This is a genomic window from Algibacillus agarilyticus (assembly GCF_003286125.1).
In the GTDB taxonomy this organism is placed as follows: domain Bacteria; phylum Pseudomonadota; class Gammaproteobacteria; order Enterobacterales; family Alteromonadaceae; genus Algibacillus; species Algibacillus agarilyticus.
The window spans coordinates 213,604-227,917 of sequence record NZ_QMED01000005.1; the positions used below are offsets into that span (position 1 = coordinate 213,604).

Here is a 14,314-nt window from a genome sequence, read left to right on the forward strand (position 1 = left end):
TTATCGACTTCAGCGAGGCTTAAGCCGCATTCCAAACTAAGACTTCAATCGGAGTTGGGTTATAAGCGTTACAGGGATTGTTTAATTGCGGACAATTCGAAATTAAAATAATGCAATCCATCAACGCTTCTAATTCAACATATTTACCCGCGCCACTAATACCGTCAGCAAAGGTTAATCCGCCATCAGTAGTAACAGGTACATTCATAAAAAAATTAATGTTGTGGCTAATATCACGTTTACTTAAACCTAAATCTTCGTTTTCAGCGATAGCCAACAACCAACTATCTCGACAAGCATGCATACACTTTTTATCCAGAGCGTAGCGCACTGTATTACTTTCGGTTGCGCAAGCGCCCCCTACAGTATCGTGACGGCCACAGGTGTCGGCCACAATTTTTAACATTGGGTTGCAATCGTTCGACATCAACACACTCCCCGCCGTTAAATACAAATTAGCTTGCTCGCGGATCGTATCGCAAGCGCTATAACGCTCAGCCGGATCCGCCGCATTATAAAACAGCGTATCCGCAGCTTGGTTGCCCTCTAAATCTAAAATACGGACCGTTTGGCCTTTTTTAATGACTTTTAAATAATAATCACCCGCTTTAACCGTATCACTTATGACGGCGTTTTTAGCTTCAAATTGACTTTCAACTATCATGATTTTCCTCCTTACACATTTAAAATTAACTTTTTTAAATGTCTATTTTTAAGCGCCTATTTTTAAGCGCCTAAGTAATACAAACGATTGTTTTCAAAGCCACGTTTGTTTTCACTGCATGCGTTTTTACACAAATCATCATCAGCCACCGGTTCCGATTTTATAATTTGATAAGTCACTGGATTAAACGGGTAATCTGCCGCAGGATTAAGAGGATGCGGACACGTATGTAGCAACACAATGGTGTCCATTTCGAATCGTAGTTCAACAAAATCACCCGCTTTAGATTGCACCGGCGCATAACTTAGCCCACCAACATCATCCGGCGTTATCTTGCTAAACAAATTTAAATTAGCCGCTAAATCTTGCTTATTTAAACCATACTTAGCAGCTTCAATTAAAAAAGCGTCATGCCCATTTTGTAGCCATTCATTTCGATCGGCTTGATAATCTCGTTCACCCCATTGACGCGCAACCTGCTTAGCAAAGCTATTACCACACAACGTATCGTGCCAACCAAAAGAGTCATCCGTTATAGAGCAAAAAATACGCCCCATATCAGAATACAAGCAATGGCCTTTGGTTAACTTATAGGTGTGTTGGCACTTTAACGTATCGGGTGCGTTATAGCGTTCAAGTAAGTTTTCGGGATTATAAAAAAGCACCCCAACATTGGCCCCACCCTCTACGTCAATCAAACGTAAACTGGTTCCGCGGCGCATACGCATAGACCAATGCTTACCGCCGGCTAATCTGTCTGAATATAAAATATGAGTTTTCATGCTTAGTCCTAATTAACCGCTATTTTTTGCGTTAACGCAGCAATGTCGGGGGTTTTGTCTGTATCAAGCTTTAAGTCATAAGTAACCTGCGCACCATAAGCCATAGGGGCTTGTGGGTCATGCCTAACTTTATCAAACACCCAAACACGCGAACCCAACTCAAATCCCTCTTTAATATCGTGTGTAACCATAAAAATGGTTAGATTATTCTTCTTCCAAATATCCCGTATTAACACATGCATATCGGCTCTAATGCCGGGATCAAGCGCACCAAATGGCTCGTCTAACAATAAAATTTTAGGGGCTTTCATCAACGCTTGCGCAATAGCTAAACGCTGTTGCATCCCGCCCGACAACTGGTGCGGATACTTATTAATAGCAGGGGTTAACCCAACTGCATCAATAAACGATTCGGCTTTTTGTTTAACTTGCTTTCTAGCACTACCAAAACAACGGCCTAACAAAAACGACTTGGTAAATTCATCAGCCACCATCACGTTTTGCAGCACCGTCATGTGAGGAAACACCGAATACTTTTGAAACACAATACCGCGCTCGGCGTCAGGTTCGGCCACTAAAGGTTTACCCTCCAATGAAATCTCACCTTTGGTTGCCACTTCGCTGCCTAAAATCATTTTAAGCAATGTGCTTTTACCGCAACCTGAAGCACCCACCATCGAGATAAATTCACCTTGATCTATGCTTAAATTAAGACGCTCTAAAATTTGCGCTTGTCCGTACGACTTCCACACATTATTGATTTGTAAAAAACTCATTTGCTTGCCTCCTGATGGTGATACCAAGGAAAACAAACTTGCGACATTTTCTTTAAGCTAAAGTCCATCGCAAATGCCAACACAGTGATCCAAGCCACATAAGGCAAAATGACATCCATTGCCATATAACGACGTACCAAAAATATGCGATAACCTAAACCTTCTTGCGCAGCAATTGCCTCGGCGGCAATTAAAAACAACCACGCAGCCCCCAAAGACAAACGAACCGCAGCCAATAACTTAGGCATAATTTGCGGTAGCACCACCCTAATCGTTACCAACCAAGTAGAAGCACCTAACGTTTGCGCCTTAATTAACTGCTCTTTAGGAATTTGCATCACCTGTGACTGCATATCGCGAATAATCACCGGTGCAGTCCCAATAATAATCAACATCACTTTAGCCAGTTCGTCTAAACCAAACGTAATAAACAAAATGGGTAAAATGGCCATAGGTGGCACTAATGATGCAATCGTAACAAGCGGCGAAAGTCCAGCTCGCACACCGGGTAGCAAACCATTAATTAAACCAATGATTAAACCGATCGCCGCACTAATTGTTATGCCGAGCAAAATGCGATACAAGCTGGCAGCCGAATCTTGCCAAAATAAATACTCGCCTGTTCGCTTGTTTTCAGTAAACGCCATGCGATCGATAGCGCTCGATATTTGGGTAAAGCTCGGTAACAATTTATCGTTCGGGTTTTCGGCCAATCGCGCATCCGATGCACTCCAATACAACGCAATAATCACAATAAAAGGCACAATGGTAAGAAACGTTCGCCAAAAGCGAGACGGTTCAATATTCATGAGACGCTTCATAATGGCTCCAAGTTATTTAAGTTCACCCGCGCTAAACCAAAACACGCACAGAATGGATCACAAAATGTGTACCTGCAAAAGCAGGCACATCAACTTAAGTATTAAAGCTTGCCGTCGGCAGCCATTTGCATAAAGGAAGGATTAAATCGAAGCTTGATATTACTTTTATCGCCCACAACACCTTCAGGCGTTTCAATACCAATAAAGTTTTCATCTACCGCACCATCACCTAAAATACCGTGGTCAAAGGAGAATTTAGCCACATACTTCATGGTTTTAGGTAACGCAGCACTTTGTGTAAAAGAAACGGCATCCGCCGCAGAATAAAACATTTTAGTGGTATCAAGTTGTGCTTGATAACCGGCTAAATCAGTCGCCGACGCTTCAGCCATATGAGTTAACACTTTTTTGTTAGACATAGTCGACATGATTTCATACCAAGCGCCTACTAAAGCTTTACCAAATTTAGGATTGTTTTTAAGCGTTTTAGTATTCACAACCATTAGATCAATGATTTCACCTGGAATATCAGACGAATCAAATACCTTATACGATTTAGGTTGGCTAGTAATTTCAGATAACAGAGGGTTCCAAGTCACAACCGAAGTCACACCCGATGTAGAATAAGCCGCGACTAAATCAGCATCAGATGTATTAACAACCTTAACATTACGCTCAGATAAGCCAACGCTCTCTAACCCGCGAGCTAATAAATAATGCGAAACACTCAGCTCAACCAGATTAACTTTTTGGTTTTTAATGTCTTTTAACGATTTTTTGCCTTTTAAAACAACACCGTCATTACCGTTAGAAAAATCGCCCACAATTAAAGCTGTGCTATCAACACCGCTTGCAGCCGGAATCGTTAACGCATCCATATTGGTCATACTGCAGCCATCAAACTGGCCAGCCGTGTATTGATTTATCGATTCAACATAATCATTGATTTGCACAACATCGATCTCGATATCGTACTTGTCGGCCCATTTTTTAATAATGCCGGAGCTATCGCCGTATTCCCAAGGCATCCACCCCACATAAATAGACCAACAAATAGAGAATTTATCTTTTGCAAAAGCATTTGCAGAGGTGAGTAAAGCGAGTGTCAATGTTACTATTTTTATTACATTCATCATGTTGCATTCTCCAACGTTTACACGGATTCAGGGCGCAGGAAGCTCAATTAAACTATACCTCCCGGGCTTTTATCCCTCCGTGTAACCCTTGCAAATGCAAACACAAATCGCTTAAAACAAAAACTTAACCGGCATTGGCCAAGTTTTAAAGTGAAAGTGCTACTAGGTTGATAACTCTCGGACCAGACATTCAACTTATTAAATATTTAATAACCTAAACCGGAACCCTAGTCGTCTCTTTAGTGTGCGACTGAACTCAAATTTAAATGAGCCCCTGCCTCGTCACTTAAACTAAAGCAGGTATTGTTCCAAAATGTATTCCTCACTAAAAAATACACATAAACAATTGATAAATTTACAAAATAAATAAAAAACATATTTAAATAAACAAAAACCACTTAAATAAAAGAAAATAAGTTAAAAAAAGTACGCACCAATTGCACACACAGCATGCACAAAAATAAATCAATCACATTGAAAAAATAATAATTGTGAAAGTTAATTAACCTCTCTTGGCTTGTAATTGAAATGGCAGCCTTAGCGAAGTCATTTTATACTTTAATGAAGAGCTTAATGAGGAGCTTAACAAAGAATTTAAATTAATTAGAGGGTATCAATTTTTAGCTTTATCAGCCTTTTCTTTATATCCAGTTTACCCAAAAACATTAACGTTCAAGTAACCACTTTAACGACATGTTTAAATGATAATAATTTAAAATGGCAAAAATAAAATTTAATAAACCACGCTATTGGTTAGTGCTGATATGCTTATTAGCTGCCTGTAGCTTGCAAACTCAGCAACCCGCTCGTCATTCAAGCCAAGAACAGGCCGAACAAGCCTTCGCACCCATAAATTTAAAAGTGGGTGAAGGTTTTATCAACCCACTGGGCTTTTATGATCCATCCCCGAATATGTCTTGGCAATTGCCAGCACAGGTAAAAGGGGTCAGTCAGACAAAACAAACACAATATCAAATTGTGGTTGCAAGCCAACCTAGTTTATTACCTAACCAGCCAGACTTATGGAATAGTGAAAAAGTGGCTAGTTCGCAAAGCACGTTTGTTGATTATCAAGGCAAACCGTTAAACTCGCGGCAACAAGTTTATTGGCAAGTACGTTACTGGGATCAACAAGGCAAAGCCTCGGCATGGAGTAATACCGCAAATTTTGAACTGGGGTTATTAGCTAACACCGACTGGCAAGCCAAATGGATTGAAATAAATAACCACAAAAATGAAATAAACCAACCGCCCCAACCCATTAAACTCAACCGGTATAAAACCCCAATTCATGTACCACAACATTTACGTACTGAATTTACCAACTCAAAAAAAATAGAAAAAGCCCGATTATACATTACCGCTAAAGGCGTTTTTGAAGCCTATATCAATGGCCAGCGCATCGGTGACGATGTACTCACACCAGGTTACACGCCTTATAAAAAACGCATCGAAACACTGACTTACGATGTGAGCTCGGCATTACAAATGGGCGAAAATGCATTAGGCATACAATTGGCAGAAGGTTGGTATGCTGGTCGTTTTGGGCCTAAGCGGCATTGGCATAAAAAACTTAATTTAACCCCCAAAGTATTAGCACAACTTGAAATAGACTATACCGATGGCACACGTAAAACCATTATCACCGATGAACAATGGCGGGCGACTCAAACAGGCCCCATACGCACATCAGGTTTGTATGACGGTGAACGATATGACGCGCGTCTAGAATTGCAACACCCACTAAATGGCCAGCAAATAGCATGGCATCAAGTCGGCTACAACAGTGCTGACTGGTCAACTATTAAAACAACAGATTTAGAACCCGACGTTTTATTGCAACCTAAACGTCATTTTACCACTAAAAACAAGCAGCTATTACCGGCTATATCCGTTAGCAAAATAAACGATAAACTCATCTTTGATTTAGGTCAGAATATGGTTGGCGTGCCTAAAATCAACGTCCCGATGAAAAAAGGTCAAACCTTACATTTACGTTTTGGCGAAGGTATTAACAAAGACGGTTCGTTGTTTACTAAAAATTTAGGCAGTGCCAAACAACTTGATTATTACACCGCTAAAGATGATGGTGTTATTGAATGGCAACCCAAGTTTACGTTTCATGGGTTTCGTTATGTTGAGCTAAGCCATTACGACCCTCAATTTGAACCGCAACTAGATTGGGTTTCCGGTGTTGTTCAATACACAAACTTTGATTTGACCGGCCACTTTTTTAGCTCTAATCCGCAATTAAACCAATTACAATCTAATATCGAATGGGGGCTAAAAGGTAACTTTTTAGATATCCCAACGGATTGCCCACAACGTTCTGAACGATTAGGTTGGACCGGCGACGCTTTAGCGTTTGCTAATACCTCGCTGTTTATTGCCGACAGCCATGCATTTTGGTCGGCATGGTTACAATCAGTGCGTGAAGAACAATTTGACGATCATAGTATCCCCGTGGTTATCCCCAATGAAGTCGGCAAAATAGCACAAGCGGGTTGGTCTGATGCGGCCGTTACAATACCTTGGGATGTTTATTGGCGCTTAGGCGATAAAAAAATACTCGCCGATAACTATGACATGATGACACGCTGGATTAAATATCATCAAACCCAGCTTAACAATGGCATAAGTGAAATGTGGACAGTAGGCGACTGGTTGCAGCCCTACTCTAAACGAGAAGATTCACGCAGAGGCGAAACCGATCACAGCCTTATTTCGACCGCTTTTTATGCGCGCTCAATCGAACTCACCTTAAACAGTGCCAATGTATTGGGTAAAAACGCCGATGTTATAAAATACAAACAATTATTAAATGCCGTTAAAACCCGTTTTCAACAACATTTTTTTGATAAAACAGGGCGCTTAAAAATAGGCGAGCAAACACAAACCGCCTATTTATTAGCAATCGGTTTTGATTTGTTAGATGAAGCCACCATTAAAAAAGCCGTGCCACATATGCTTGCCACTTTTGATGCAGCGAACGGCCACCTGCGCACGGGCTTTTTAGGCACACCGCTTATCGCCCCGGTATTAGATAAAGTGGGTCATGCCGATTTCGCGTTTGATTTACTGTTTAAGCAAAGTTACCCCTCTTGGTTATATTCAGTTACGCAAGGGGCAACCACCGTTTGGGAACGTTGGGATGGTTATACCCACGATAAAGGTTACGCAAATAAAGCGGGGTCATTAAATCATTATGCGTATGGTGCGATAGGTCAATGGTTATACGATCGTGTTGCGGGCATCAGCCCACTCAGTGCGGGTTATAAAAAAATACGCATAGCGCCATTAATCCCCCCCTATTTGCAGTTTGCAGAAGGCAAGTTCGAATCAGTTTACGGCACAATAGAATCTAAGTGGCAAAAAACAACGTCTGGTTTGCAATTAAATGTGGTTATACCCCCAAACACCCACGCCGAGATAGAAATCCCCAGTTTGCAATCAATTGACGACACCAAAACGACAAACCAAATATATATTAACCAACAAAAATTAACCCCGACAAACGTCACACTGATTAAACAAACCGAACGAGTAACCGTGATATCGGTAAACGCAGGGCATTACCAGATTGAAGTTAAATAAAATGAAGCTTAAATAAATTGAGGTTAAATAAAATTGAGCCGGTAAGCGCTTTATGATGGATAACGCTTTACTATAAATATAGTCAAAGCGATCGGGTTTTAGGGGCAGGTTTCTAGTTCCAGACGAAACCGAAGTACTTACATCCATGTAAGCAAAGCCGTCAAAGCTACCGCGTCCTGCTCTCGCCCCTTACCTGCATCCATGCAGGCAAGCTTCGAGACCCCATGAGCATATGCTCTATTATGTGATTGGGGCCGCCTAAATGGATTTAGGTGTTAGAACGACGCAGGAGCCAAAGTCGAGAGTAAGCGCTGACAATGAACCATAAAACCTGAGCGAGAAGACTATAGGAAAGAACGGGGGTAAAAAACATTAATGATTAACGAAATCATATCTACCGCCTATTCCTTTTATCTATACTCAAGTGATTTCAAGATACTTGAACACGGCATCTTAAGTCACTTGTGTATATAAGGCTTAAATTTAAAATCAGGGGGGTAGTAATTATGCATTTTTTTGTCTTTTCTTATTAGCGATATAACCTTAAAAAGAAGATAGTTAAAATGCGTGTTTCCATCAATTATTTAGAACCTATATTTAAAAAAATAAAGCGTTATTTTGTGTGGCTCTGTTTATCCCTTTTTATTATCAGTTGCGGTCATGCCCTTAACGCCCCTGTCAATAGTGTAAATACTGAAATAACACACGAACTCAGTAAAATACCCGCGCCGATAAAATTAAAGATAGCAGAAGGAGGAGTTGAACCAATCGGATTTTATGAATCTAAGCCAAGGTTTAGTTGGCAACTCCCGCTTCATTCCATCCAAAAATATCAACACAGTTATCAATTACAAGTTTCTAAAACAGCCAGTTTTGCAACAAAAAATTTGATTTGGGACAGCGGACAAGTTGAATCAAATAATAATGCATGGCAGCGTTTTAAAGGCAAACCCTTGCAATCACGCCAATCGTTTTATTGGCGCGTAAGAACCTGGGGATTAAACAGTAGTCATCAACATACAACCGTTTCTAAATGGAGTAAATCTCAGTTTGTTGAGTTAGGTTTATTAAACAACCATGATTGGCAAGCTCAATGGATTGGACACGAAGACATAGGACCACAGCAAACACAACCTCAGTATTTACGTAAACAATTTAACGTTCAAAACACCGTAAAACAGGCTCGACTATACATTACAGCTAAAGGTGTTTTTAAACCTTATATTAACGGCCAAGCGGTAAGTGATGACGTGATGACACCGGGTTGGACTCCATACCATAAACGCATTGAAACCCTAACCTACGACGTAACTCACTTACTTAAACCAGGAGAAAACGCCATAGGGGCAATTTTGGCAGCAGGTTGGCATACCGGACGAATTTTTTCTCCACAAAAAGAAGATTATACTTTACCCATGCGCTTATTAGCGCAATTAGAAATAACCTATCATGATGGTAGCCAACAAACGATAACAAGCAACCCGAGCTGGCAAGCCACACGCCAAGGTCCAATTCGTCAAGCGAGTAATTATGACGGTGAAACATACGATGCAAATTTTGAAATGCCGGGCTGGAACACAATCAATTTTAATGCGCAGAATTGGCAGCCTGTTGTAACCGAGCACATTGATCATCAAGTAGATTTAAAACCTAAGCGACACACTGCCCCTCGCGTTACTGTAACCTTACCCGCTATCAAATTAATCAGTATAAAAAACGGCATTGCGATTTATGATATGGGGCAAAATATGGTGGGTGTACCTGAAATTACCGTACCCACTAAAAAAGGCCAAACCATTAAACTGCGTTTTTCAGAAGCATTAGAACACGATAAATTTTATGTAAAAAACTTGCGTTCAGCAAAAAACGTTGATTACTACATCCCTAAAAGTGATGGCATTATTACCTACCGTCCCACATTCACGTTTCACGGTTATCGATACGTAGAAATAAGTGGTTATGACACCCAGATTGAACCGCAAATTAATTGGCTCTCAGGTCAAGTTATTCACTCTGATTTTAACGTTTATGATAACTTTTCAAGTAACCACACCAAATTAAATCAACTTTCAGATAACATATCTTGGGGATTACGTGGAAATTTTTTAGATATACCAACCGATTGTCCACAACGTGATGAAAGATTAGGCTGGACAGGTGACGCACAAATATTTGTCAGCACATCAATGTACAAAGCCGATGTGTATGCATTTTGGGCTGCATGGTTAGAAAGCCTACGTGAAGAGCAAAGTATTGATGGGATGTTACCCAAGTTTGTGCCTTTTCGGCAGTTTTTATCTGATGGTGCTTCGGCGGCCTGGGGAGATGCAGCAACCATTGTGCCATGGGAACTATATCAATATACCGGTGATCTGAATGTATTAGCCGAAAACTATAATATGATGAAACGTTGGGTTTTGTTTTCGGGTAAACAATCGGTAAATTATATATCGAATATGGAAACCTACGGAGATTGGTTGCAGCCCCACTCAAAAAGTGGTCGAAAAGGCGATACACATCCAGATATGATCGCAACCGCCTATTACGCGCGAACAGTCGATATAGCAGCAAGAACAGCGAGGTTGTTAGGCTATAAAAGTGATGGTCATTTAAGAACGGGGTTTTTAGGCACTCCGATGTTACACCAAGTGTTGCAACGATATGGTTATAGCGATGTGATGTATGACGTTTTGTTAAAAGAAACTTATCCCTCTTGGTTTTATTCTATTAATAATGGAGCAACAACCACATGGGAGCGTTGGAATTCATACTCAATTACCGAGGGGTATAACAAAGCCAATATGAACTCACTCAACCATTATGCTTATGGCGCGGTAGCACAATGGTTTTATAACGGTATGTTAGGTGTTCAATCACTTGAACCCGGTTTTAAAACGTTCAAGCTAGAACCACAATTTACGTCTCGTTTAAATGATATCAGTGGCCGGATACCAACGATAAATGGAGACATTGACGTTAGCTGGTCTATTAATAATGATAAATTAGCGATGACATTAATCGTGCCAAATAACAGCAGAGCCACTCTACATTTACCAACGGTGACCAACTTGCAAGTGCTAAATCAAGCTCAGCCTGTAAACACAAATGCCGATTTAGGCCCAGGTAAATACAGCATCAGTGGCACTATCGCGCTAAATAAACAGTTCATTAATGCCAAATAAATCGATGTAGTTTAACAGCGGGGCGGCTACCTTAACCGGTGCCCCGCTGATATCTCATTGCTAGCCTACGAAAGTTATATTTCGTTCTATTTAATTAGCACATCACAAATCAATACAGGACAACGCAAACCAAACCAAACCAATACAAGGCAATACAAACCAATAAAAAGCAGTTACAATCAAAATAACACTTAGTCAATACGGGTACAGGTAACTCAGCTCAAGTAAGCAAGAGTAAGTAAGCCTCTAGTGACTCATAAACACACACCCTAAATAATTAGGCCATGTAATAAAATAACCCTGTGATCTTTAGCTAATCTAATGTCTAACTGCATTATATTTAAATAAGATTAAAAGAACGTAAGCAGAAAAATATGAATAAAACATTAATCGGCTCGATCTTCGCGCTAACAACACTGGTGATGGGTTGCAGTAGCCAACCCAATGAGCAACTTCTCGCGCAATCAAATTCACAAAATCAAAACTCAAGCCAACACAAAAACGAGCAACAGCCCTACTCGCTAACCTATGTAAGCAACACGCGTATCGCGGCTAATAAAAACAAACTAGCGCAGTCACAACCCCACGTTGTTAATGCACTTGAAAGCATGCTAAAAAAAGCAGATAAAGCCCTAACACGAAAGCTCAACCCGGTTACCAACAAACCTCAAGCAGGCCCCAGTGGTAGCAAGCATGACTATGTGAGCATTGGGCCTTATTGGTGGCCCGACAAAACAAAAGCAGACGGCTTACCGTGGATACGTAAAGATGGCGAAGTAAACCCGCTTACCCGCGGTAACAATACCGACCAAACCCGCGCTAAAGCTTTTTTACATGATTTAGGAGCCTTAAATTTAGCGTATCTTTATACCCATCAAAAAGAATACCTGCACAAAGCCAAGCAACTCATTAACACATGGTTGATCAACCCAGATACAAAAATGAACCCTAACCTTGATTACGCGCAAGGTGTACCGGGTTCAAGTACCGGTAGGCCTTTTGGCGTAATTGAATGGGAAAATATCGCTAATGTCGTCACGAGTATTGAATTACTTAATGCGTATAAAATGGCAGACAATCACTTTATTGAACAATCAAATGCCTGGTTAAACGAATATTTAACCTGGTTATTAACCAGTAAAATTGGCATCGCCGAAGGTGCCACTAAAAATAACCACGCTACTTGGTACGATTATCAAGTCATCGGTTTAATGCTGCACTTAGGCCAAAAAGATAACGCCAAAGCTTACACTCACACCGTTAAACGCCGCCGAATTGATTCACAAATACACAAAAGTGGTGCGCAACCGCATGAGCTCGCCCGCACAAAATCAGTGAGCTACACCAGCATGAACTTAATGGCATTTTTAAAAGTGGCCGAGCTAGCTAAACAAGTCGACATTGATTTATTACATTATAAAGGCGATAAAGGGCAAAGTATTAAAGCGGCAACTCAATACTTACAACTGCACGCACAAGGGCATAAAAAATGGAAACATCCTCAAATCGGCGGAGCCAAAAAAGCATTTAAAGACAAAGCAATGTCGACTTTATTTGTCGCTAATCAATTATTTAATGACGATGCTGACTTAGCCAAATTCATCAAACAGAATCACCAATACGTAAAACCCGACTTACTGTTAACTTTTTAAACAGCATCTATACCCAAGTCTGTATCAGTGTTTGTTTATATTGAGGCATTGTAATCAATATAAACAAACATGCTGGTTAAGCGTGTTCATATAAAGTCAGTTTAACTAAAGCCATCACCCTGAAGTGCAACATTTATTAGCCTTGTAGTACAGGCGTTATAGAGCTGCCCAACCGTAGGGTGCCGTAAGCTTTTTAACCGCACCGGTTAAAACCACTAAAAACAGATGCCTTCATTTGTCACACTGTATTTATGCACAACTCCCGTTCTTTGCACCCCTATTAAATATAATGCGCAAGTTGTGCATTTTATCGTGGGTAAATTTTTTAACTGCAAATAAATAATATAAATAGCAATGCGTTAGGTTATTTGTTAAAAATAAAAAAAGTATGAAAGTGCGCGCGGATTTAATAGAAAAATGCGCAAATCGCGCACATATTAAACGTTATGCTTAATTTGAAAATGGATCTTGTATGAAACTAAAAATATCATTCCACATAATTGTACTTTCATTAATTATGCTTGGATGCCAAAGTTCAAAGGAAACTCCGGCGGTTGGTTTAGCAGAAAAAAATCAACCAAGCACTAATAAAAAAATATCACCTAGTAAACAATTTAATAAAGCTTTTTGGGGGGCGTTGAAGAATGATGACCTAGAAGAATTGACTACATTTTTAAAAAACGTAGACCCTAATAAAAGAATCAATAATGTTCCTTTACTGCATTGGGCAGTCAAAGACAAAAGTTTAAAAGCAGTGAAATTGTTGATTGAAAAAGGAGCCGATATTCACTCAACTAACGGCTCAGGTATTTCTGCACTTGCAACATCATTCAAATATAACTCTTTGGATATTACCAATTATTTATTAACCCAAGAGGCGAAATTTGACAATAAATCAGCGGGAAAAGAGCTATACAGAGCCATAACTAATTCTGATTTAATCAATATTCAATTTTTAGTTAAAGCTGGAGTCGATATAAATAAAAAGCATACCAACTATAGCTTTTTATATACACCAATTGGCAGGTTTATACCTTTAGAAATTGCCGAAGATCCAATTGTTATTGAAGAGTTGCTATCTTTGGGAGCAAACCCGAATTTTAACGTCGGAATGGGGCTACCATTTATTTATACGGTACTTCGAGAACCTGAACCTAATAAGCTTTCGTTACTTATTAAGTATGGTGTTGAATATAATAAAAAATATCGGGTTACACAAAATACCCCTTTACACTTTGCCGTATTTTTAGGCAATGAGAAAGCAGTTCAAATCTTGTTGGAAAATAATGCCAATAAGCACCTAAGAGACAGTAATATGCAAAAGCCAATTGATATAGCTGTTGAGAAAGGCTTTTCTAAAATAGAGGCCATGCTTAAGTAATTAAGCATAATCGGGTAGCCAAGGGTATCTAACCCTCAGCCCCCACAACACCCTGCATGCGGCTCCGCACAGGGCGTTTCATTTAGGATAGTGAAGCGAAACCCATCCATCGACTATCGAATAGAGTCCTTCTGATTTTAGGTATTTCAATGACAAGGCTTGGTTAATCCCCGGGGTTTTCGAGCTACGCCAAGGGCCTTTGCTTGTTATCCCACAAGCGACTGCTGCTTGTACATGTACACCTCGCTTTATCAAATTCCTCAGATCGTGTAGGACAGGCATAAATAAGCTTTTGATTTTAAATAAGTTCATCGATTATGCATCGA

9 protein-coding genes, 1 pseudogene and 1 riboswitch are annotated in these 14,314 nt (G+C 40.1%); of the genes and pseudogenes, 4 read left to right on the forward strand and 6 right to left on the reverse strand.

From position 1 onward, the window contains the following. Nucleotides 1–19: 19 nt before the first annotated feature. From DPX34_RS06515 to DPX34_RS06535, 5 genes are all read right to left on the reverse strand, one after another. Complete coding sequence (locus DPX34_RS06515; RefSeq protein WP_111977605.1) at nucleotides 20–664, reverse strand: urea amidolyase associated protein UAAP2; 645 nt, start codon at nucleotides 662–664, stop codon at nucleotides 20–22. A 62-nt stretch (nucleotides 665–726) separates the two neighbouring features. Then, the gene (locus DPX34_RS06520) at nucleotides 727–1,446 is read right to left on the reverse strand and encodes an urea amidolyase associated protein UAAP1 (protein WP_111977606.1); all 720 of its coding nucleotides are present in this window, start codon (nucleotides 1,444–1,446) and stop codon (nucleotides 727–729) included. Nucleotides 1,447–1,454: 8 nt separating this feature from the next. Next, nucleotides 1,455–2,222 carry an ABC transporter ATP-binding protein gene (locus tag DPX34_RS06525; protein ID WP_111977607.1) on the reverse strand — a complete coding sequence of 256 codons (768 nt, stop codon included), beginning with the start codon at nucleotides 2,220–2,222 and terminating at the stop codon, nucleotides 1,455–1,457. Further along, the gene (locus DPX34_RS06530) at nucleotides 2,219–3,043 is read right to left on the reverse strand and encodes an ABC transporter permease (RefSeq protein WP_111977608.1); all 825 of its coding nucleotides are present in this window, start codon (nucleotides 3,041–3,043) and stop codon (nucleotides 2,219–2,221) included. The genes DPX34_RS06525 and DPX34_RS06530 overlap by 4 nt, the downstream gene beginning before the upstream one ends. Before the next feature lie 101 nt (nucleotides 3,044–3,144). After that, nucleotides 3,145–4,179 (reverse strand): putative urea ABC transporter substrate-binding protein, encoded by a 1,035-nt coding sequence (locus DPX34_RS06535; RefSeq protein WP_232824679.1) that lies wholly within the window; start codon nucleotides 4,177–4,179, stop codon nucleotides 3,145–3,147. A 56-nt stretch (nucleotides 4,180–4,235) separates the two neighbouring features. Beyond that, a riboswitch (guanidine-I (ykkC/yxkD leader) is annotated at nucleotides 4,236–4,421 on the reverse strand. Between the two features lie 475 nt (nucleotides 4,422–4,896). Here DPX34_RS06535 and DPX34_RS06540 point away from each other — a divergent pair. From DPX34_RS06540 to DPX34_RS06555, 4 genes are all read left to right on the forward strand, one after another. Beyond that, nucleotides 4,897–7,773, forward strand: a complete 2,877-nt coding sequence (locus tag DPX34_RS06540; RefSeq protein ID WP_111977609.1) for a glycoside hydrolase family 78 protein — start codon at nucleotides 4,897–4,899, stop codon at nucleotides 7,771–7,773. 563 nt (nucleotides 7,774–8,336) lie between these two features. After that, nucleotides 8,337–10,955, forward strand: a complete 2,619-nt coding sequence (locus DPX34_RS06545; protein WP_111977610.1) for a family 78 glycoside hydrolase catalytic domain — start codon at nucleotides 8,337–8,339, stop codon at nucleotides 10,953–10,955. Nucleotides 10,956–11,329: 374 nt separating this feature from the next. Continuing rightward, complete coding sequence (locus DPX34_RS06550; RefSeq protein ID WP_111977611.1) at nucleotides 11,330–12,607, forward strand: alginate lyase family protein; 1,278 nt, start codon at nucleotides 11,330–11,332, stop codon at nucleotides 12,605–12,607. Nucleotides 12,608–13,079: 472 nt separating this feature from the next. Beyond that, nucleotides 13,080–13,988 carry an ankyrin repeat domain-containing protein gene (locus tag DPX34_RS06555; RefSeq protein ID WP_111977612.1) on the forward strand — a complete coding sequence of 303 codons (909 nt, stop codon included), beginning with the start codon at nucleotides 13,080–13,082 and terminating at the stop codon, nucleotides 13,986–13,988. A 78-nt stretch (nucleotides 13,989–14,066) separates the two neighbouring features. Here the strand turns inward: DPX34_RS06555 and DPX34_RS22345 are convergent. Continuing rightward, nucleotides 14,067–14,252 (reverse strand): annotated as a pseudogene (locus DPX34_RS22345) (group II intron reverse transcriptase/maturase); the annotation flags it as partial. Between the last annotated feature and the right edge of the window lie 62 nt (nucleotides 14,253–14,314).